The organism is Salmonella sp. WC3 (genome assembly GCF_042932255.1).
GTDB lineage: Bacteria > Pseudomonadota > Gammaproteobacteria > Enterobacterales > Enterobacteriaceae > Salmonella > Salmonella enterica.
The window spans coordinates 454,946-476,735 of sequence record NZ_CP170629.1 but is presented as its reverse complement, the minus strand read 5'-3'; the positions used below and the strand labels follow the sequence as shown (position 1 = coordinate 476,735).

Genomic DNA, 21,790 nt, shown 5'->3' with positions numbered 1-21,790 from the left:
AGCCTGAAATTATACTGGCAGGAGAAGTACCCACAGGCCTTCTGTTGGTCTTTCAGTGATTCGCCGGCGCTGGCCGACGAGCTGGCGGCGCTAGTGGTCGCCGGTAAAAAGCGTGGCACCTGTAGCTCGCTGGTTAGCTATCAGAAAGAGCAGCCCCCTGTCACGCCTGGGTCATATCACATTGTGCTCAACGGCACAGGCGACGCCGTGTGCGTCATACGCACGCTGGCGCTCAGGCTGATCCGTTTTAACGAGATGAGCGCCGTTCTCGCCGCACTGGAAGGCGAAGGCGATCTTAGCCTGGCGTACTGGCAAGCGGCACACCGGGCCTTTTTTGAGCGCGAGGGTAATTGGTCGCCGGAGATGGAACTGGTTTACGAAGAGTTCGCCGTACTTGAGATCGCGCCGTAACGCACGCTAAAGCGCTGGCGGCGACGATAGGCATACACATCTTCTACATGCCCTTCTTTAATACGCGTCTGTAGCGCGCGCCAGTAATCGGCGCGAAACAGGTCGGCATGCATCTCTTCAAACAATGGCCCGATACGCGGATCGGCACACAGCCAGTGGCGAAACTCCTCCGGGAAAACATCACCCGGCGAGACGCTATACCAGGGTTCGCTGGCCAGTTCGTCTTCCGGATAACGCGCTGGCGGAATATCGCGGAAATTCACTTCCGTCATGTAGCAAATTTCATCGTAGTCGTAGAACACCACGCGGCCATGACGGGTAACGCCAAAGTTTTTAAACAACATATCGCCGGGGAAAATATTAGCGGCGGCAAGCTGGCGAATCGCATTACCATATTCTTCTATCGCATCGCGCAACTGCTGGCCTTCTACCTGTTCTAGCCAGATATTGAGTGGCACCATGCGACGTTCAATATAGAGATGGCGAATGACGATATGTTCCCCAAGATCGGTAATCTTCTCTGGCACTTCTTGCCGTAACAGCGCCATCAGCGCCGGATCGATTTGCCGTTTATCCAGTACGAAATTCTCAAACTCCTGGGTATCCGCCATACGACCGACGCGATCATGCTCTTTTACCAGTTGATAACAGGCACGCACATGGGCGGCAGACATCTCTTTCTGCGGGGCGAATTTGTCTTTAATGATTTTAAATACCCGGTCGAAACCTGGCAGGGTAAACACCAGCATCACCATGCCGCGGATGCCAGGCGCCTCAATGAATTTCTCATCGCTTTCAGTCAGATAACATAAATATTCGCGGTAGCTTTCGGTTTTCGCATGTTTCTGGCAGCCAATCGCCATATACAGTTCGGCAGTGGTTTTACCCGGCAGGATTTCACGCAACCACTCAACCAGCGCGGCAGGCAGCGGCGCATACACCATAAAATAAGAGCGGGCAAAACCAAACACAATGCTCGCTTCTGCCGTGGTGGTCAGGCAGGTATCGACAAACAGTTCCCCCTCATCAGTGCGATGAATCGGCAATAAAAACGGCAGCGTACCGTCAGGTGTGGTTAATTTACCTACCAGCCAGGCCGCTTTATTACGGTAAAACAACTCATTCGCCACCTGGACATGACAGCGAGGTAGCGCGTCCTCGCCCAGTGTTTCAGTCAGGTGCGCGATAATATAGCGGATATCCCGGCTTTTATTCTGCCAGGGCAGACGCAGCGGTAAGTCACTGAGCATGCGCATCAACAGAGTCTCCCAACCGTGATCGGGAAAGAAGTCTTTGGCCAGCGGGCGCGGGATAGTACGGAAGCGACGCTCCGGTTGCGAACTGAAAATAAACAACCGCTCGGGTGTTAACGAGCGGTGGTCAAATAACCGGCAATAAACGGAGTTGAAAAAGCTCTCCGCAATCTCGAAGCGCGGGTAATCCGGCAACAGCCGGGTGTAATGCTCTTTAACGCGTAAAAGGAAATCCGCGTCGGTACTTTTGCCATCGGTAATACAGCGCAGTTGCTCCACCACCAGACCCACATGATGATCATAGAGGTGGATACGGCTTTTCATCGCCTGTTGGACGGCGTGCCAGTCGGCCTGTTCAAAACGCTGCTGCGCGCCGGAAGTCACTTCCAGAAATCGACCATACTGCGCATCAAAGCCTTGCAGGATGGTTTGAGCAATCAGTAATTCCAGGCCACGCGGCATTTTTTTCCCTCATCCGGCACCACGTCATGCCGGATGGCGCGTTCGCTTATCCGGCCTACGCTATCTGTAGGCCCGGTAAGCGCAGCGCCACCGGGCATCAATCAAAACTGCGATTCTTCGGTGGAACCCGTTAACGCGGTAACGGATGACGCGCCGCCCTGAATAATGGTGGTAACTTTGTCGAAGTAACCAGTACCCACTTCCTGCTGGTGGGAAACAAAGGTGTAGCCGTCTTTCGCCGCGGCGAACTCGGGTTGTTGAACCTTCTCAACATAGTGTTTCATGCCCTCGCCCTGCGCGTATGCATGCGCCAGGTCGAACATGTTGAACCACATGCTGTGGATGCCCGCCAGGGTAATAAACTGGTATTTGTAACCCATGTCCGACAACTGCTGCTGGAAGCTGGCAATGGTCTTGTCGTCCAGATTCTTCTGCCAGTTGAAGGATGGCGAACAGTTATAGGCCAGCAGTTTGCCCGGATACTTCGCGTGGATAGCATCGGCAAAACGACGCGCCAGTTCGAGATCCGGCGTAGAAGTTTCGCACCATACCAGATCGGCATACGGGGCATACGCCAGACCGCGGCTGATCGCCTGCTCAATGCCCGCATGGGTGCGGTAGAAACCTTCGCTGGTGCGTTCGCCGGTAATAAAACCGCTGTCATAGGGATCGCAGTCGGAAGTAATCAGATCTGCCGCATCCGCATCGGTACGCGCAATCACCAGCGTCGGGACACCCATCACATCAGCGGCCAGACGCGCAGCAACCAGTTTCTGAATCGCTTCCTGCGTGGGGACCAGCACCTTGCCGCCCATATGGCCGCATTTCTTCACCGACGCCAGCTGATCTTCGAAGTGAACGGCCGCTGCACCGGCTTCAATCATCGATTTCATCAGTTCGAAGGCATTCAGAACGCCGCCAAAACCGGCTTCCGCATCAGCAACGATCGGCAGGAAGTAATCCACATAGCGCGGATCATTGGGTTCAATACCGGATGCCCACTGGATCTGATCTGCACGACGAAAAGTGTTGTTGATCCGATCCACTACCGCCGGAACAGAGTTTGCCGGGTACAACGATTGATCCGGATACATGCTGGATGCCAGGTTGGCATCTGCCGCTACCTGCCAGCCTGAAAGATAAATCGCCTCAATACCGGCTTTCGCCTGCTGCAACGCCTGACCGCCAGTCAGCGCGCCAAGGCTGTTGATATAGCCTTTTTTCGCTTCACCGTGCAACAGCCGCCAAATTTTCGCTGCGCCGAGCTGCGCCAGCGTGCATTCCGGGTTAACCGAGCCGCGTAATTTCACCACCTCCTCCGCGCTGTACGGGCGGGTGATGCCTTCCCAGCGCGGTTGTGTCCACTCTTTCTGTAATTCTTCGATTTGTTGAGTACGGGTTTTCATGTGCAGATGCTCCATATTGTTATGTGGTGAATTAAGCCAGTAAGCGATAGCCCGGCAGGGTGAGGAAGTCGATTAAGTCATCTGAGGTGGTGATTTGCTCCATCAGACGTGCGGCATCGTCGAAGCGCCCGCTGCTGTAGCGGTGCTCGCCCAGTTCGTCCTGGATTACCCGCATCTCTTCCGCCAACATTTCGCGGAAAAGCGCTTTCGTTACGGGTTTTCCATTGCTCAGTGTTTTCTCATGGTGAATCCACTGCCAGATAGAGGTTCGTGAGATTTCCGCCGTCGCGGCATCCTCCATCAGACCGTAAATCGGTACACAGCCATTGCCGGAGATCCACGCTTCAATGTACTGCACTGCCACGCGAATATTGGCGCGCATTCCCGCTTCTGTGCGTTCGCCTTCACATGGCTCCAGTAACTGTTCAGCGGTAATCGGCGCATCTTCATCACGGGTAATGAACAGCTGATTTTTGTGCTCGCCCAGTACCTCGTTAAAGACGGCCATTGCGGTATCCGCCAACCCGGGATGCGCAATCCACGTGCCGTCGTGGCCGTTGTTCGCTTCCAGCGCTTTATCCGCTTTCACTTTGGCAAGGACCTGATTGTTGCGTTCAACGTCTTTGCTCGGGATAAACGCCGCCATACCGCCCATCGCGAACGCGCCGCGCTTGTGGCAGGTTTTGATCAGCAGGCGCGAGTAGGCGCTCAGAAACGGTTTGTCCATCGTTACCACCTGCCTGTCCGGCAAGACGCGATCCGGGTGATTTTTCAACGTTTTGATATAGCTGAAAATATAATCCCAGCGACCACAGTTGAGACCGACGATATGATCACGCAGCGCATGAAGAATCTCATCCATCTGGAAAACAGCCGGCAGCGTTTCAATCAACAGGGTCGCTTTGATCGTACCGCGCGGCAGGTTAAAGCGGTCTTCGGCGTAGCTGAAAACTTCACTCCACCAGGCTGCCTCCTGCCAGGCTTGCGTTTTCGGCAGGTAAAAATACGGGCCGCTACCTTTAGCGAGCAGCGCTTTATAGTTGTGGAAAAAGTACAGAGCAAAATCAAACAGGCTGCCGGGAATGGCTTCCCCCCGCCAGGTAACATGTTTTTCTGGCAGATGTAGACCACGTACACGACAAATCAATACGGCCGGATCGGGCTTGAGCTGATAGATTTTTCCGGCTTCGTTGGTATAGCTAATGGTGCCGTTCACCGCATCACGCAGGTTGATTTGACCATCAATAACTTTATTCCAGTCCGGCGCCAGCGAGTCTTCAAAATCCGCCATAAACACTTTCACATTTGCGTTCAGGGCATTAATCACCATTTTACGTTCAACCGGCCCGGTAATTTCTACTCGGCGATCCTGTAAATCCGCCGGAATACCACGAATCTGCCAATTACTTTCTCTAATGGAAGTGGTTTCCGAAATAAAATCAGGCAACTTACCGTTATCAATATCCTGCTGTTGCTGGATACGTGCAGCCAGGAGTTTATTGCGTTTTGGCGTAAAACGGGTGACTAACTCCGTCAAAAACTCGACTGCTTCAGCGGTCAGGACTTGCTTTTCCAGCTCGCCTTGCGGCCTGGTAAAGGTTAATTCATCAGTTGTGGTTGCCTGTGGATTCATCATGCAGCTCCTCGTTGTTGATCCAGATACATCCCCAATGCGAACGAAGGATCACTGTGCGCTTTTCGTTCAACACAACTAAGACTACTCAATTAAATTTCAAAATCAAAAACAATTTCCATTTTTAATTTAATTATGCATTAACCTATTGATAACAATATAAATTAAATTTAATTACATGATGAGGTGCGTTTCGGAAATAAAAAAGGCACCCGAAGGTGCCTGATTCAACATGCTGAAACGCTTTAGGATCGTCAGAAGCAGAAGATTAATCCAGGGTTGGATTCATGTGACGCAGATCATATGGCGTAATCTGGTAGACATAATAGTTGAGCCAGTTAGTAAACAGTAAATTACCGTGGCTGCGCCAGGTTGCGCGCGGTATGTTTTGCGGATCGTTTTTTGGGAAATAGTTGTACGGAACCTCCGGATTTAACCCGGCCTCAACGTCACGAAAATATTCACCCGCTAACGTATGAGCGTCATATTCAGGATGACCGGTGACAAACGCAATACGTTTATCTTTGCTGGCAAACAGGTACGCATCCCCTTCTTCTGTTTCGGCCAGAATTTCAAGATCCGTATAATCCCGTATTAGCGCCGCCGGGAAATCGGCATAGCGTGAGTGTGGCGCAAGAAACGAATCATCAAAACCACGCGTTAACAGAGCATGAGGATGAAGGATGTGATGTTCATAGACGCCGGAAAGTTTATCTGTACGGGTCTGCTTAGGGATACCATAAAGAATATTGAGTGCAGCCTGGACGGCCCAACAGACAAATAGCGTCGAAGTAACGTGATCTTTCGCCCATTCCAGCACCTGCCTAATCTGCGGCCAGTAAGCCACGTCATTAAACTCCACCAGACCCAGCGGCGCTCCGGTCACGATAAGCCCATCAAAGTTCTGATCGCAGATATCGTCGAAGTTACAGTAAAAGTTGTTCAGATGCTCGGCTGGCGTGTTCCTCGACTCGCGGGCATCTATCCGCAGCAGTTGAATATCGACCTGCAATGGCGAGTTCGATAGCAAGCGCAGAAACTGATTTTCCGTTTCAATCTTCTTCGGCATCAGGTTAAGGATAAGTACCTTTAGCGGGCGAATTTCCTGACCTGATGCGCGAGAAGTCGTCATGACGAAGACATTCTCCTCACGTAAAAAATTGACGGCGGGTAGCTCGTCCAGCACGCGAATCGGCATAACCTGATAACCTCACGACATACGTTTAAACGTTTAGACATCCAGATAGCTGAAGATACTCAGAAATCAGGCGAATGTCGAGTCTGCAAGTTCAAGGTGAGAAAGTTTCACGACAGCATTTGCATTAGAATAGAAGTAAGCAAAAAAGGAGTGAAGATGATAATTAACATTCGCCGTTCAAGGCATGAGGAAGGGGAAAAACTGATTGCGATCTGGCGTCGCTCAGTCGATGCCACGCACGATTTTCTGTCAAACGCTTATCGGGCCGAACTGGAAGAGCTGGTGAGCGATTTTCTGCCAGAAGCGCCACTATGGGTTGCCGTGACCGATCAGGATGAGCCGGTAGGATTTATGCTGCTTACCGGCGAACATATGGATGCGCTGTTTGTCGATCCGGACGTGCGTGGTCAGGGTATCGGTAAGAGATTAGTTGAACATGCGTTAACACTGGCGCCGGGGTTGACAACCAATGTTAACGAGCAAAATACACAAGCTGTTGGATTTTATAAGAAAATGGGATTTAAGGTGACGGGACGTTCGGAGGTTGACGATCTTGGGAAACCGTATCCATTGTTGAATTTAATTTATCCGTGAGTAGTGGTGCTGCCTGATAAGTGCATACAGGCCGGATAAGGCGAAACTGCCATCCGGCGGTGCCGGTTGCCTGATGGCGCTGCGCTTATCAGGCCTACATTTTTACAGTTACCACACACGCAAAGAAGCCCGTCCAGACGGACGGGCTTCTTCACTTGTCTGATGCCTGGCAGTTTATGGCGGGCGTCCTGCCCGCCACCCTACGGGCCGTTGCTGCGCAACGTTCAAATCCGCTCCCGGCGGATTTGTCCTCCTCAGGAGAGTGCTCACCGGCAGACCACAAATAAAACAAAAGGCCCTGTCTTCCGACAGGGCCCTTCGTTTTATTTGATGCCTGGCAGTTCCCTACTCTCGCATGGGGAGACCCCACACTACCATCGGCGCTACGGCGTTTCACTTCTGAGTTCGGCATGGGGTCAGGTGGGACCACCGCGCTAGTGCCGCCAGGCAAATTCTTTGTGCTCTGTACGCAATTCTTTATCGCATCAGCGGCGTTGCCTGCGCTCGTAAACTCAGTCACATACTTCTGTATGCTCCTTCCTTTCCTTCGCTTGCCGCCTTGCTGCTGCGCAAATTATTGCGTACTCAACTCTGAATCAGTGCTGAAAATCGTCTCTCATCCGCCAAAACATCTTCGGCGTTGTAAGGTTAAGCCTCACGGTTCATTAGTACCGGTTAGCTCAACGCATCGCTGCGCTTACACACCCGGCCTATCAACGTCGTCGTCTTCAACGTTCCTTCAGGAGACTTAAAGTCTCAGGGAGAACTCATCTCGGGGCAAGCTTCGTGCTTAGATGCTTTCAGCACTTATCTCTTCCGCATTTAGCTACCGGGCAGTGCCATTGGCATGACAACCCGAACACCAGTGATGCGTCCACTCCGGTCCTCTCGTACTAGGAGCAGCCCCCCTCAGTTCTCCAGCGCCCACGGCAGATAGGGACCGAACTGTCTCACGACGTTCTAAACCCAGCTCGCGTACCACTTTAAATGGCGAACAGCCATACCCTTGGGACCTACTTCAGCCCCAGGATGTGATGAGCCGACATCGAGGTGCCAAACACCGCCGTCGATATGAACTCTTGGGCGGTATCAGCCTGTTATCCCCGGAGTACCTTTTATCCGTTGAGCGATGGCCCTTCCATTCAGAACCACCGGATCACTATGACCTGCTTTCGCACCTGCTCGCGCCGTCACGCTCACAGTCAAGCTGGCTTATGCCATTGCACTAACCTCCTGATGTCCGACCAGGATTAGCCAACCTTCGTGCTCCTCCGTTACTCTTTAGGAGGAGACCGCCCCAGTCAAACTACCCACCAGACACTGTCCGCAACCCGGGTAACGGGTCCACGTTAGAACATCAAACATTAAAGGGTGGTATTTCAAGGTCGGCTCCACGCAGACTGGCGTCCACACTTCAAAGCCTCCCACCTATCCTACACATCAAGGCTCAATGTTCAGTGTCAAGCTATAGTAAAGGTTCACGGGGTCTTTCCGTCTTGCCGCGGGTACACTGCATCTTCACAGCGAGTTCAATTTCACTGAGTCTCGGGTGGAGACAGCCTGGCCATCATTACGCCATTCGTGCAGGTCGGAACTTACCCGACAAGGAATTTCGCTACCTTAGGACCGTTATAGTTACGGCCGCCGTTTACCGGGGCTTCGATCAGGAGCTTCGCTTGCGCTGACCCCATCAATTAACCTTCCGGCACCGGGCAGGCGTCACACCGTATACGTCCACTTTCGTGTTTGCACAGTGCTGTGTTTTTAATAAACAGTTGCAGCCAGCTGGTATCTTCGACTGACTTCAGCTCCGTGAGTAAATCACTTCACCTACGTGTCAGCGTGCCTTCTCCCGAAGTTACGGCACCATTTTGCCTAGTTCCTTCACCCGAGTTCTCTCAAGCGCCTTGGTATTCTCTACCTGACCACCTGTGTCGGTTTGGGGTACGATTTGATGTTACCTGATGCTTAGAGGCTTTTCCTGGAAGCAGGGCATTTGTTGCTTCAGCACCGTAGTGCCTCGTCGTCACGCCTCAGTGTTAAAGTGAACCGGATTTACCTGGAACACACACCTACACGCTTAAACCGGGACAACCGTCGCCCGGCCAACATAGCCTTCTCCGTCCCCCCTTCGCAGTAACACCAAGTACGGGAATATTAACCCGTTTCCCATCGACTACGCCTTTCGGCCTCGCCTTAGGGGTCGACTCACCCTGCCCCGATTAACGTTGGACAGGAACCCTTGGTCTTCCGGCGAGCGGGCTTTTCACCCGCTTTATCGTTACTTATGTCAGCATTCGCACTTCTGATACCTCCAGCATGCCTCACGACACACCTTCACAGGCTTACAGAACGCTCCCCTACCCAACGAACGTATCCTTAAACCGACTCGACTTTGTATACGCTTTGACGTCGCTTCGCTCCGTCAATCGTAACCCGCTGAATCGCTTTAAGTGATACGTTCGCTGCCGCAGCTTCGGTGCATGGTTTAGCCCCGTTACATCTTCCGCGCAGGCCGACTCGACCAGTGAGCTATTACGCTTTCTTTAAATGATGGCTGCTTCTAAGCCAACATCCTGGCTGTCTGGGCCTTCCCACATCGTTTCCCACTTAACCATGACTTTGGGACCTTAGCTGGCGGTCTGGGTTGTTTCCCTCTTCACGACGGACGTTAGCACCCGCCGTGTGTCTCCCGTGATAACATTCTCCGGTATTCGCAGTTTGCATCGGGTTGGTAAGCCGGGATGGCCCCCTAGCCGAAACAGTGCTCTACCCCCGGAGATGAATTCACGAGGCGCTACCTAAATAGCTTTCGGGGAGAACCAGCTATCTCCCGGTTTGATTGGCCTTTCACCCCCAGCCACAGGTCATCCGCTAATTTTTCAACATTAGTCGGTTCGGTCCTCCAGTTAGTGTTACCCAACCTTCAACCTGCCCATGGCTAGATCACCGGGTTTCGGGTCTATACCCTGCAACTTAACGCCCGGTTAAGACTCGGTTTCCCTGCGGCTCCCCTATTCGGTTAACCTTGCTACAGAATATAAGTCGCTGACCCATTATACAAAAGGTACGCAGTCACCCCACCACTAAGCCCCCTCTGCTTCTTTTGAGGTTGAACGTCGCTTTCGCTCCGTTAACCGTATCCTCAGCAAAGGATGCGTATGTGGAGTTCACCACTGGCTTAGTGGTGGGGCTCCCACTGCTTGTACGTACACGGTTTCAGGTTCTTTTTCACTCCCCTCGCCGGGGTTCTTTTCGCCTTTCCCTCACGGTACTGGTTCACTATCGGTCAGTCAGGAGTATTTAGCCTTGGAGGATGGTCCCCCCATATTCAGACAGGATACCACGTGTCCCGCCCTACTCATCGAGCTCACAGCACATGCGCTTTTGTGTACGGGGCTGTCACCCTGTATCGCGCGCCTTTCCAGACGCTTCCACTAACACACATGCTGATTCAGGCTCTGGGCTCCTCCCCGTTCGCTCGCCGCTACTGGGGGAATCTCGGTTGATTTCTTTTCCTCGGGGTACTTAGATGTTTCAGTTCCCCCGGTTCGCCTCATTAACCTATGGATTCAGTTAATGATAGTGTGACGAGTCACACTGGGTTTCCCCATTCGGGTATCGCCGGTTATAACGGTTCATATCACCTTACCGGCGCTTATCGCAGATTAGCACGCCCTTCATCGCCTCTGACTGCCAGGGCATCCACCGTGTACGCTTAGTCGCTTAACCTCACAACCCGAAGATGTTTCTCGCGATTCATCATCGTGTTGCGAAAATTTGAGAGACTCACGAACAACTTTCGTTGTTCTGTGTTTCAATTTTCAGCTTGATCCAGATTTTTAAAGAGCAAATATCTCAAACGTGACTCGTAAGTCAGTTTTGAGATATTAAGGCAGGTGACTTTCACTCACAAACCAGCAAGTGGCGTCCCCTAGGGGATTCGAACCCCTGTTACCGCCGTGAAAGGGCGGTGTCCTGGGCCTCTAGACGAAGGGGACGTATCAGTCTGCTTCGCAAGACGCCTTGCTATTTACTTTTCATCAGACAATCTGTGTGAGCACTGCAAAGACCGTTTCTTTCAGGTAAGGAGGTGTCCAACCGCAGGTTCCCCTACGGTTACCTTGTTACGACTTCACCCCAGTCATGAATCACAAAGTGGTAAGCGCCCTCCCGAAGGTTAAGCTACCTACTTCTTTTGCAACCCACTCCCATGGTGTGACGGGCGGTGTGTACAAGGCCCGGGAACGTATTCACCGTGGCATTCTGATCCACGATTACTAGCGATTCCGACTTCATGGAGTCGAGTTGCAGACTCCAATCCGGACTACGACGCACTTTATGAGGTCCGCTTGCTCTCGCGAGGTCGCTTCTCTTTGTATGCGCCATTGTAGCACGTGTGTAGCCCTGGTCGTAAGGGCCATGATGACTTGACGTCATCCCCACCTTCCTCCAGTTTATCACTGGCAGTCTCCTTTGAGTTCCCGGCCTAACCGCTGGCAACAAAGGATAAGGGTTGCGCTCGTTGCGGGACTTAACCCAACATTTCACAACACGAGCTGACGACAGCCATGCAGCACCTGTCTCACAGTTCCCGAAGGCACCAATCCATCTCTGGAAAGTTCTGTGGATGTCAAGACCAGGTAAGGTTCTTCGCGTTGCATCGAATTAAACCACATGCTCCACCGCTTGTGCGGGCCCCCGTCAATTCATTTGAGTTTTAACCTTGCGGCCGTACTCCCCAGGCGGTCTACTTAACGCGTTAGCTCCGGAAGCCACGCCTCAAGGGCACAACCTCCAAGTAGACATCGTTTACGGCGTGGACTACCAGGGTATCTAATCCTGTTTGCTCCCCACGCTTTCGCACCTGAGCGTCAGTCTTTGTCCAGGGGGCCGCCTTCGCCACCGGTATTCCTCCAGATCTCTACGCATTTCACCGCTACACCTGGAATTCTACCCCCCTCTACAAGACTCAAGCCTGCCAGTTTCGAATGCAGTTCCCAGGTTGAGCCCGGGGATTTCACATCCGACTTGACAGACCGCCTGCGTGCGCTTTACGCCCAGTAATTCCGATTAACGCTTGCACCCTCCGTATTACCGCGGCTGCTGGCACGGAGTTAGCCGGTGCTTCTTCTGCGGGTAACGTCAATTGCTGTGGTTATTAACCACAACACCTTCCTCCCCGCTGAAAGTACTTTACAACCCGAAGGCCTTCTTCATACACGCGGCATGGCTGCATCAGGCTTGCGCCCATTGTGCAATATTCCCCACTGCTGCCTCCCGTAGGAGTCTGGACCGTGTCTCAGTTCCAGTGTGGCTGGTCATCCTCTCAGACCAGCTAGGGATCGTCGCCTTGGTGAGCCGTTACCTCACCAACTAGCTAATCCCATCTGGGCACATCTGATGGCAAGAGGCCCGAAGGTCCCCCTCTTTGGTCTTGCGACGTTATGCGGTATTAGCCACCGTTTCCAGTAGTTATCCCCCCTCCATCAGGCAGTTTCCCAGACATTACTCACCCGTCCGCCACTCGTCAGCGAAGCAGCAAGCTGCTTCCTGTTACCGTTCGACTTGCATGTGTTAGGCCTGCCGCCAGCGTTCAATCTGAGCCATGATCAAACTCTTCAATTTAAAAGTTTGATGCTCAATGAATTAAACTTCGTAATGAATTACGTGTTCACTCTTGAGACTTGGTATTCATTTTTCGTCTTGCGACGTCAAGAATCCGTATCTTCGAGTGCCCACACAGATTGTCTGATAAATTGTTAAAGAGCAGTGCAACGCGGCTTTCGCTCACCGTTGAGAGGTGGCGTATATTACGCTTTCCTCTTTCAGAGTCAACCCTGAATTTCAGGATTTTTCTCTTCAACCGACCGGCTGTTTGTGTGAAGTGATTCACATCCGCCGTGTCGATGGAGGCGCATTATAGGGATCCCATTTTTTTGCACAAGCGTTTTTTGGATCTTTTTTTCTGTTTGTTGATTTTTCATCCCTTTCGCTCCATTCCTGCACAAAGTGGCGATTTTTTGATGCTATCTCCCCTTGCACAACGCCGTTAAAGCAACCAAAGTCTTCATGACTATTCATTTATGATGAGGTAGACATGTCTGACACATTACGTCCTTATAAGGATCTTTTTCCTGAAATCGGTCAGCGCGTGATGATCGATACCAGCAGCGTGGTTATTGGTGATGTCCGTCTGGCGGATGATATCGGGATCTGGCCGCTTGTGGTGATTCGCGGCGATGTGAATTACGTTGCGATAGGGGCTCGTACGAACATTCAGGATGGCAGCGTTCTTCACGTAACCCACAAGTCTCCATCCAATCCACACGGCAACCCATTAATCATTGGCGAAGATGTTACCGTTGGCCATAAAGTTATGCTGCACGGCTGTACCATCGGTAACCGCGTACTGGTCGGTATGGGCTCCATTGTGCTGGATGGCGCGATAATAGAAGATGACGTAATGATTGGCGCTGGAAGCCTGGTGCCGCAGCACAAACGGCTGGAAAGCGGCTATTTATATCTTGGCAGTCCGGTAAAACAGATCCGCCCCCTGAGCGATGCTGAGAGATCGGGCCTGCAGTACTCCGCCAATAACTATGTAAAATGGAAAGACGACTATCTTTCCCAGGATAACCATATCCAACCGTGATCGTCTTCCTGCTGGGCCAGGATTAATGCTTCAGCCTCTTCTTCCAGGTCCCAGCGATACTCACGAAAAATGGCCAGCCATTGCTCCGCTGTTTCTCCACCAAAGCGATACGCCAGTACATCTTTTTTTATTGCACACGTGAGTTGTATCCCATTAACCAGGGCGGGAAAGATGACAGCGCTGGCGGCAGTATCCCATTCTTCGCGGTCAGGAAATTGTATGGCCTGGTTCACGCTAATAATTCCTGCTGTAGCTGCTCAATCACTGGCTCGACCTGCGGTAATACACCGTGCCAAAGCAAAACGGCATGTGCAGCCTGCCCCACCAGCATTCCCAGCCCATCTGCGTAGCGTTTTGCGCTCTGTTGTACACACCAGGAGAGAAATGGCGTATTCCCTTTTTGATAGAACATGTCATAGCAACAGAGGGAAGGGTGAATAAGTGACGCTGGTATCGCCGGGATTTCGCCCCGTATGCCGCTGGAGGTCGCATTAATAATTAGGTCAAACTCACAACCATCCAGCTTGTCCATATCCGTGGCATGAACGCTGCCGGTATGAGCAAAGATTTTCGCCAACGCTTCGGCACGTGAAGCTGTACGGTTGGTGATAGTGACCGCGCAATCCAAAGAAAGCAGAGGTAACAGCACGCCCCGGGATGCGCCGCCCGCGCCAATCAGCAAAATACGCCATCCTGGGCGGATAAAATTTAAACGTTTGAGATCGCTTAATAAACCGATACCGTCAGTATTGTCGCCAAGCAAACGACCATCTTCCAGCCGCTTTAATGTATTGACTGCTCCCGCCAGCGATGCTCGTTCCGTTAACTCATCCGATCGCGCAAACGCCTCCTCTTTAAAAGGTACTGTGATGTTTGCGCCTTTTCCCCCTGCCGCGAAAAAGGCATCAAGCGTATTAATGAAATTATTAATAGGGGCCAGCACGCGACCATAGGGGTGAACAATATCTAGCTGCTGAGCAAATTGCTGATGAATAAATGGCGATTTGCTGTGCGCAATCGGATTTCCAAAAACAGCATAGGTTTCCATCATATTACCCCTGTCGAAACAGTTCGCCCGTCAGAGCATCGCGAATTTCTGAAGGATTTAAACGCCCACCCGTTGCGCCTTCAACCACCGGAAAATCATCGCCAAATTGCGCACGCACCTCTTCAACGGTACGACATGGCGGTAATCCGCTCAGATTGGCGCTGGTGGAAACCAGCGGTTTGCCATACGCATTGCATAGCGCGACCACCAGCGGGTGGTTGGTAACACGAACGGCCAGGGAATCAAAACGTCCCGTGAGCCACCGCGGCGTTGTCGCGGGCGCAGGAAAAACAAACGTTACCGGCCCGGGCCAGCAATCAAATACTGCTTTACGCTGTGCGGCGGTAAGTATGCTGTCATCAATATAAGGTTTTAACTGCTCAAAGCTGGCGGCAATCAAAATGAGTCCCTTATCGACGGGCCGTTGTTTTAACGCCAACAGGCGCGTAACGGCTGTTTCACTATCGGGATCGCAGCCGACGCCGAAAACGGCTTCTGTTGGATAAGCGATGACATTTTCTTTATTCAGGAGATCTACCGCTACGGCGATAGATCCTGTTGGCAGGTTATTATTCACTTGTTTATTCCACCGGAACCGGCTTTCCACATTGTTTACTGGCGCAAAAGCGCTTCACGCCCTGCGCGGTTTTCTTTTCGATGAGTAGCGGATAATGGCACTCGGGGCATTCCCCCGCAACCGGCGTGAAGTTAATGACGAACTGACATTCCGGGTAGCGATCGCAGGAATGAAAGATTTTTCCGTAACGAGAACGGCGCTGGACCAAATGTCCTTGCTGGCAGGCTGGACAGGCAATCGCCGTTTCATCCGGTTTATCAATAACCACTGTATGTTCACATTGCGGATACTGACTGCATCCGATGAACATGCCAAAGCGCCCCTGACGCAGCACCAGTACGGCGCCACGCTCAGGACACAGTTGCCCCTCCAGAATTTTAACGATATGCCCGTCCGCCTGACTTTTCAGCGGACGAACATAATCGCATTCCGGATAGCGAGAACAGCCGAGAAACGGACCATGTTTCCCGGAACGAATTACCAGTTCGGCCCCGCACTGCGGGCAGGGCTCATTTTTACGCACCGAAAACAGTGCTGATTTAGCCATATTCACTCATGCAGCATTAACACCTATCAATGCAGCATACCTTCATTTACCTCAAAGAGTAATTCTTCCATTTGCTGATAGGCGTTTTCACAGCCCGGAATGTTGAATAACACCATCAAAATAACCCATTTCAAGTCTTCCAGGTCAAACTCTGCGGTATCCAGCGCCAGCACACGCTCAATCACCATTTCTCGTGTTTCGAGGTTTAGCACCTGAATCTGCTCAAGGAATAACAGGAACCCCCGGCAACTGGCATCAAGCCTTTCACACTCTTCAACCGTATAAATGCGCATTGAAAGAGGGTCGGAAGCAAGTTGCATGGGTTCCGCGAGGCCATCCTGATAGTCAGCGAGTTTTTCCAGCCACAGCAGCGCATTGTAGATGTCTTCGCGATCAAACCCAGCGTCGGTGAGATCACGCTCCAGTCTGTCCTGATCCACGCGCAGCTCGGCTTCGTTATGGATGTATGTTTCAAACAAATACATTAGTACGTCGAACATGGCTTGCCCTCCTTAATCGGACATAGCCGCCGGGTACAGCTGCGATCCATCCTGCTAACTCCAGTTCGAGTAGCTGAGCCACTACCGCTGGCACAGGTTGGCCGGCACGTTCAGCGACGACGTCAACAGGTGTTACCTCATCTCCTACGTTAGCCAGGAGCTCAGGAAATGGCAATGCCGCCTCATCCTGATTTAGTGAATAAAGTGAATTTTCCGCCGTAGTTGGCAACCAGTGTAAGCCGTATTGCAAATTTTCCAGAATATCCTCCGGCGTCGTCACAAGCGTGGCCCCTTGTTTAATTAACCAGTGCGTGCCTTCGCTTCCCGGACTACCGATAGGACCTGGTAATGCAAAAACGTCCCGTCCCTGTTCAAGCGCGCAGCGCGCCGTCACCAACGAACCGCTGCGCAACGCCGCCTCGATTACCAGCACGCCTTTGCTCAGTCCGCTGATGATACGGTTTCTGCGAGGAAAATGTTGCGGTAGCGGAGGCGTTGAAAGCGGAAATTCTGAGACCACTGCGCCGCCGGTGGCAATCAAGTTTTCAGCCAGCATGGCATGTCGGCGAGGATAAATCTTTGCCAAGCCATTCCCTAACACCGCTACACTTTTTCCCCCCATACTCACCGCGGCGTTGTGTGCTACGCCATCAATTCCCCGGGCAAGGCCACTGGTGATCGTCAAACCGCTTTTCGCAAGGCTTTCGCAAAGCAGACGTCCCCAACGTTCTCCATACCAGGAGTGGCTCCGGCTCCCTACGACGGCAAGTTGGCAGGTATGCAGACAGGCAGGATCGCCGTCAATAAAAATAGCGCCGGGATAATCGTCAATAGCACGCAGTTGGGGAGGATAAATTTCACTATCCGCACACAGAAAATGGTGCTGCGGTAGTTCAAGCCAGCGTAACGTCTCATCAAGCACACCTGCTGGAAGCTGTAAAAAACGTTCAGCTTGCCGCGCGGTAAGACCAGCCTCCTGAAGGTGCGTGCGATTTATCTGAGGCTGGCGAATAAGCGAATTCGCCATGTTCAACATCGCCTCGCCATAAAGGTCGCCGACGTACATTAAACGTAACCAAATTTCGGTACGGGCCATCCTTTCCCTCCCCTGCCACAAGCAGTCTGAACAATCTTTGCGATTGGTCACTGATGCTGTCAATCAGGTGGGGATTTGTCTAGAATAGAGGTAATAATCTTTTCAACTCCTGAACACAACTCTGGATAATTATGTCAGTTTTGCAAGTGTTACATATTCCGGACGAGCGCCTTCGCAAAGTCGCAAAGCCGGTTGAAGAAGTGAATGCAGAAATTCAGCGTATCGTCGATGATATGTTCGAAACGATGTACGCGGAAGAAGGTATCGGTCTGGCCGCAACGCAGGTCGATATCCACCAGCGGATCATCGTGATTGACGTTTCGGAAAACCGCGACGAGCGCCTGGTACTCATTAACCCGGAATTGCTGGAGAAAAGTGGCGAAACGGGTATAGAAGAAGGCTGTCTGTCGATTCCGGAACAGCGCGCTTTAGTGCCGCGCGCCGAGAAAGTGAAAATCCGCGCGCTGGATCGCGACGGCAACCCGTTTGAGCTTGAAGCGGATGGTTTGCTGGCAATTTGCATTCAGCATGAGATGGATCATCTGGTCGGTAAACTGTTTATCGATTATTTGTCGCCGCTGAAGCAACAACGTATTCGTCAGAAAGTAGAAAAACTCGACCGCCTGAACGCCCGGGCTTAAAGGACAAGAACCAACGTGTCAGATTCACTACGTATTATTTTTGCGGGTACACCTGACTTTGCAGCGCGTCATCTCGACGCGCTGTTAACTTCTGGACATAACGTTGTCGGCGTATTTACCCAACCCGATCGTCCAGCAGGTCGCGGCAAAAAGTTGATGCCCAGCCCGGTAAAAGTGCTGGCGGAAGAAAAAGGCCTGCCCGTTTTCCAGCCCGTGTCGCTTCGTCCTCAGGAAAACCAGCAACTGGTTGCTGACTTACATGCCGACGTCATGGTTGTCGTAGCATATGGTCTGATTCTCCCAAAGGCAGTGCTGGATATGCCCCGTCTCGGATGTATCAACGTTCACGGTTCGCTGCTTCCACGCTGGCGCGGCGCGGCGCCTATTCAGCGCTCACTCTGGGCAGGCGATGCGGAAAGCGGCGTCACAATTATGCAGATGGATGTAGGGCTGGATACCGGCGACATGCTGTATAAACTTGCGTGCCCGATTACCGCAGAAGATACCAGTGGCTCACTGTATAATAAGTTGGCTGAGCTTGGCCCGCAGGGGTTAATTACCACACTAAAACAACTGGCGGACGGCACAGCGGCGCCTGAAGCGCAGAATGAAGCGCTGGTCACTCATGCGGAAAAGCTCAGTAAAGAAGAAGCGCGTATCGACTGGTCTCTCTCCGCAGTACAGCTGGAGCGTTGCATTCGCGCCTTTAATCCGTGGCCAATGAGCTGGCTGGAAATCGACGGCCAGCCGGTAAAAGTCTGGCAGGCGTCCGTCATTGAGGACGCCACGCAGTCGCTGCCGGGAACCATTCTGGCCGCGACGAAACAGGGCATTCAGGTTGCAACAGGCAAGGGGATATTAAATTTGCTTTCGCTTCAGCCTGCCGGCAAAAAAGCAATGAGCGCCCAGGATCTGTTAAATTCACGCCGGGAATGGTTTATTCCTGGTAACCGTCTTGCCTGACGGTCACGTCTTTATAAGCCCGGTGTTACCGGGCATTTTTATTTTATACATATGAAAAAACAAAACAATTTACGTAGTCTGGCAGCACAGGCCGTTGAACTGGTCGTCGAACAGGGACAATCATTAAGTAATGTGCTCCCGCCGCTGCAACAAAAAGTCGCCGATAAAGACAAAGCGCTACTTCAGGAGCTGTGCTTTGGCGTCCTGCGCACCCTTTCACAGCTGGAATGGCTGATCAATAAGCTGATGTCTCGTCCAATGACCGGCAAGCAGCGTACAGTGCATTACTTAATTATGGTCGGCTTTTATCAGTTGCTGTACACCCGCGTTCCTCCCCATGCGGCGCTGGCTGAAACCGTTGAAGGCGCGGTCGCCATCAAACGTCCGCAGTTGAAAGGGTTAATTAACGGCGTCCTGCGCCAGTTTCAGCGCCAGCAGGAAACGTTGCTTAATGAGTTTGCGACCAGCGATGCGCGCTTTTTACATCCAGGTTGGCTGGTAAAGCGTTTGCAAAATGCTTACCCCACACAGTGGCAACACATTATTGAAGCGAATAACCAGCGTCCACCGATGTGGCTACGTGTAAATCGTACACACCACACCCGCGACGGTTGGCTTGGCTTACTTGAAGACGCAGGCATGAAGGGATATCCCCATCCCGATTATCCCGACGCTGTACGTCTGGAAACGCCAGCTCCGGTACATGCTTTACCCGGTTTTGCTGAGGGTTGGGTAACTGTCCAGGATGCCTCTGCGCAGGGATGTGCGGTTTTTCTCGCTCCTCAGAACGGTGAGCACATTTTAGACTTGTGCGCCGCGCCTGGCGGTAAAACCACGCATATTCTCGAAGTGGCCCCCGAAGCAGACGTGTTGGCGGTTGATATTGATGAACAACGACTCTCCCGCGTTTACGACAACCTAAAGCGTCTTGGGATGAAAGCGACAGTTAAACAAGGGGATGGACGTTATCCCGCCCAATGGTGCGGCGAGCAGCAGTTTGACCGTATTCTGCTGGATGCGCCCTGCTCCGCAACCGGCGTCATTCGCCGTCATCCAGATATCAAATGGCTGCGTCGCGATCGCGATATCGCGGAACTGGCGCAATTACAGGCGGAAATTCTTGATGCCGTCTGGCCGCGCCTGAAGCCTGGCGGGACGCTGGTTTACGCCACCTGTTCCGTACTGCCGGAAGAAAACCGCGATCAGATCAAAACCTTTTTGCAACGCACTCCCGATGCCGCGCTCAGCGAAACGGGAACACCTGATCAGCCAGGACAGCAAAATCTGCCGGGCGGCGAAGAAGGTGATGGGTTCTTTTACGCTAAGCTAATCAAGAAGTGATGAGATAACGGGCCACGACTGATGAAAATTATCATACTGGGCGCAGGGCAAGTTGGCGGAACACTGGCGGAAAACCTGGTCGGCGAAAACAACGACATCACGGTGGTTGATACCAACGGCGAACGGTTACGCAGTTTGCAAGATAAGTTCGATCTACGCGTAGTTCAGGGGCATGGTTCGCATCCCCGCGTGTTGCGCGAAGCGGGCGCTGACGATGCGGATATGCTGGTCGCTGTCACCAGTTCAGATGAAACTAATATGGTTGCCTGTCAGGTAGCCTATTCACTCTTCAACACTCCAAACCGTATCGCCCGCATTCGCTCCCCGGACTATGTTCGCGATGCGGATAAACTCTTTCATTCTGAAGCGGTTCCGATTGATCATCTGATCGCGCCGGAGCAGTTGGTTATCGATAATATTTATCGTCTGATCGAGTATCCGGGAGCATTACAGGTTGTAAACTTTGCTGAAGGGAAAGTCAGTCTGGCAGTAGTAAAAGCCTACTATGGCGGTCCACTAATAGGTAACGCGCTCTCGACAATGCGAGAGCATATGCCGCATATCGATACCCGCGTTGCCGCAATTTTCCGCCATGACAGACCAATCCGTCCTCAGGGCTCGACTATCGTGGAAGCAGGGGATGAAGTCTTCTTTATTGCGGCTTCACAGCATATCCGTGCAGTAATGAGCGAATTACAGCGTCTGGAAAAACCCTACAAGCGCATCATGCTGGTGGGCGGCGGCAATATCGGCGCCGGGCTGGCAAGGCGTCTGGAAAAAGACTATAGCGTTAAATTGATCGAACGCGATCAACAACGCGCCGCAGAATTGGCTGAGAAACTGCAAAACACGATCGTCTTTTTTGGCGACGCTTCCGATCAGGAATTGCTGGCGGAGGAGCATATTGATCAGGTCGATCTCTTTATCGCGGTCACTAACGATGATGAAGCCAATATCATGTCCGCGATGTTGGCCAAGCGGATGGGCGCCAAAAAAGTGATGGTGCTGATTCAGCGCCGCGCTTATGTCGATCTTGTGCAGGGTAGCGTTATAGATATTGCGATTTCTCCGCAGCAGGCCACCATCTCTGCATTACTGAGCCATGTGCGTAAAGCGGATATCGTCGGCGTTTCCTCACTACGTCGCGGGGTTGCCGAAGCCATCGAAGCCGTCGCGCACGGCGATGAAAGCACTTCCCGCGTGGTTGGCCGCGTCATTGACGAAATTAAACTGCCGCCAGGCACCATTATTGGCGCGGTGGTGCGTGGAAATGATGTCATGATCGCTAATGACAATTTGCGCATTGAACAAGGCGATCACGTCATTATGTTTTTGACCGATAAAAAGTTTATTACCGACGTCGAACGTCTGTTCCAGCCAAGTCCTTTCTTCCTCTAATTTAAGGGGAGCTCATTCAGTGCCCTTTTTAATTCCCTTTATTTATCAAGGTTTAATTTATTTCGCT

Annotated in this window: 18 protein-coding genes, 1 tRNA gene and 3 rRNA genes; 7 read left to right on the top strand and 15 right to left on the bottom strand. The window is 52.1% G+C overall.

Annotated features, from left to right (window positions below; translation table 11 throughout):
* The first annotated feature begins 3 nt into the window (after positions 1-3).
* Positions 4-411: an ASCH domain-containing protein gene (locus tag ACFK9X_RS02265; protein ID WP_151117889.1), complete on the top strand. Its 408-nt coding sequence runs from the start codon at positions 4-6 to the stop codon at positions 409-411.
* Here the strand turns inward: ACFK9X_RS02265 and aceK are convergent.
* The 4 genes from aceK to metA form a co-directional block, all read right to left on the bottom strand.
* On the bottom strand, positions 375-2,126 hold the full coding sequence (aceK, locus tag ACFK9X_RS02260) for a bifunctional isocitrate dehydrogenase kinase/phosphatase (protein ID WP_001137278.1): 1,752 nt from the start codon (positions 2,124-2,126) through the stop codon (positions 375-377). The genes ACFK9X_RS02265 and aceK overlap by 37 nt on opposite strands.
* A gap of 101 nt (positions 2,127-2,227) precedes the next feature.
* Entirely contained in the window at positions 2,228-3,532 is a 1,305-nt protein-coding gene (gene aceA, locus ACFK9X_RS02255) for an isocitrate lyase (protein WP_000857874.1), read from the bottom strand.
* A gap of 31 nt (positions 3,533-3,563) precedes the next feature.
* Positions 3,564-5,165, bottom strand: a complete 1,602-nt coding sequence (gene aceB / locus ACFK9X_RS02250; RefSeq protein ID WP_001069371.1) for a malate synthase A — start codon at positions 5,163-5,165, stop codon at positions 3,564-3,566.
* A gap of 268 nt (positions 5,166-5,433) precedes the next feature.
* Positions 5,434-6,363, bottom strand: a complete 930-nt coding sequence (gene metA / locus ACFK9X_RS02245; protein ID WP_001122767.1) for a homoserine O-succinyltransferase — start codon at positions 6,361-6,363, stop codon at positions 5,434-5,436.
* A gap of 156 nt (positions 6,364-6,519) precedes the next feature.
* On the opposite strand from metA, the gene ACFK9X_RS02240 reads away from it, so the two are divergent.
* A complete protein-coding gene (locus ACFK9X_RS02240) occupies positions 6,520-6,957 on the top strand; it encodes an acetyltransferase (protein WP_151115404.1) in 438 nt (145 codons plus the stop codon).
* Between the two features lie 332 nt (positions 6,958-7,289).
* Here the strand turns inward: ACFK9X_RS02240 and rrf are convergent.
* The 5 genes from rrf to ACFK9X_RS02215 form a co-directional block, all read right to left on the bottom strand.
* A 5S ribosomal RNA gene (gene rrf, locus ACFK9X_RS02235) occupies positions 7,290-7,405 on the bottom strand.
* Positions 7,406-7,601: 196 nt separating this feature from the next.
* Positions 7,602-10,689, bottom strand: a 23S ribosomal RNA gene (locus tag ACFK9X_RS02230).
* A gap of 193 nt (positions 10,690-10,882) precedes the next feature.
* A tRNA-Glu gene (locus ACFK9X_RS02225) sits at positions 10,883-10,958 on the bottom strand.
* A gap of 85 nt (positions 10,959-11,043) precedes the next feature.
* A 16S ribosomal RNA gene (locus ACFK9X_RS02220) occupies positions 11,044-12,585 on the bottom strand.
* The 16S, 23S and 5S rRNA genes sit together here with 1 tRNA gene alongside, the layout of an rRNA operon.
* A 206-nt stretch (positions 12,586-12,791) precedes the next feature.
* Positions 12,792-12,944 carry a hypothetical protein gene (locus ACFK9X_RS02215; protein ID WP_000795911.1) on the bottom strand — a complete coding sequence of 51 codons (153 nt, stop codon included), beginning with the start codon at positions 12,942-12,944 and terminating at the stop codon, positions 12,792-12,794.
* 113 nt (positions 12,945-13,057) lie between these two features.
* Between ACFK9X_RS02215 and ACFK9X_RS02210 the strand changes: the two genes are divergently transcribed.
* The gene (locus ACFK9X_RS02210; protein ID WP_001285628.1) at positions 13,058-13,612 is read left to right on the top strand and encodes a gamma carbonic anhydrase family protein; all 555 of its coding nucleotides are present in this window, start codon (positions 13,058-13,060) and stop codon (positions 13,610-13,612) included.
* Here the strand turns inward: ACFK9X_RS02210 and ACFK9X_RS02205 are convergent.
* From ACFK9X_RS02205 to dprA, 6 genes are read right to left on the bottom strand one after another with little or no spacing between them, the layout of a single operon-like run.
* Positions 13,579-13,845, bottom strand: coding sequence for a DUF1488 domain-containing protein (locus tag ACFK9X_RS02205; protein WP_151115402.1), 267 nt, complete (start codon positions 13,843-13,845; stop codon positions 13,579-13,581). The genes ACFK9X_RS02210 and ACFK9X_RS02205 overlap by 34 nt on opposite strands.
* A complete protein-coding gene (aroE, locus tag ACFK9X_RS02200; protein ID WP_151117886.1) occupies positions 13,842-14,660 on the bottom strand; it encodes a shikimate dehydrogenase in 819 nt (272 codons plus the stop codon). The genes ACFK9X_RS02205 and aroE overlap by 4 nt, the downstream gene beginning before the upstream one ends.
* Positions 14,661-14,664: 4 nt before the next feature.
* On the bottom strand, positions 14,665-15,237 hold the full coding sequence (tsaC, locus tag ACFK9X_RS02195; RefSeq protein WP_151115400.1) for an L-threonylcarbamoyladenylate synthase type 1 TsaC: 573 nt from the start codon (positions 15,235-15,237) through the stop codon (positions 14,665-14,667).
* A 4-nt stretch (positions 15,238-15,241) separates the two neighbouring features.
* Positions 15,242-15,784, bottom strand: coding sequence for a type I DNA topoisomerase (locus tag ACFK9X_RS02190; RefSeq protein ID WP_151115399.1), 543 nt, complete (start codon positions 15,782-15,784; stop codon positions 15,242-15,244).
* A gap of 26 nt (positions 15,785-15,810) precedes the next feature.
* Positions 15,811-16,284 (bottom strand): DUF494 family protein Smg, encoded by a 474-nt coding sequence (gene smg, locus ACFK9X_RS02185; protein ID WP_000460663.1) that lies wholly within the window; start codon positions 16,282-16,284, stop codon positions 15,811-15,813.
* A complete protein-coding gene (gene dprA, locus ACFK9X_RS02180) occupies positions 16,256-17,380 on the bottom strand; it encodes a DNA-protecting protein DprA (RefSeq protein WP_000124529.1) in 1,125 nt (374 codons plus the stop codon). The genes smg and dprA overlap by 29 nt, the downstream gene beginning before the upstream one ends.
* Before the next feature lie 131 nt (positions 17,381-17,511).
* Between dprA and def the strand changes: the two genes are divergently transcribed.
* The 4 genes from def to trkA are packed head-to-tail and all read left to right on the top strand — an operon-like array spanning position 17,512 to position 21,723.
* Positions 17,512-18,021 (top strand): peptide deformylase, encoded by a 510-nt coding sequence (gene def / locus ACFK9X_RS02175; protein ID WP_000114987.1) that lies wholly within the window; start codon positions 17,512-17,514, stop codon positions 18,019-18,021.
* A gap of 15 nt (positions 18,022-18,036) precedes the next feature.
* A complete protein-coding gene (gene fmt / locus ACFK9X_RS02170; protein ID WP_151115396.1) occupies positions 18,037-18,984 on the top strand; it encodes a methionyl-tRNA formyltransferase in 948 nt (315 codons plus the stop codon).
* 51 nt (positions 18,985-19,035) lie between these two features.
* Positions 19,036-20,325 carry a 16S rRNA (cytosine(967)-C(5))-methyltransferase RsmB gene (gene rsmB / locus ACFK9X_RS02165; protein ID WP_000744594.1) on the top strand — a complete coding sequence of 430 codons (1,290 nt, stop codon included), beginning with the start codon at positions 19,036-19,038 and terminating at the stop codon, positions 20,323-20,325.
* A 21-nt stretch (positions 20,326-20,346) separates the two neighbouring features.
* Positions 20,347-21,723, top strand: a complete 1,377-nt coding sequence (gene trkA, locus ACFK9X_RS02160) for a Trk system potassium transporter TrkA (protein WP_000691374.1) — start codon at positions 20,347-20,349, stop codon at positions 21,721-21,723.
* Positions 21,724-21,790 lie beyond the last annotated feature (67 nt).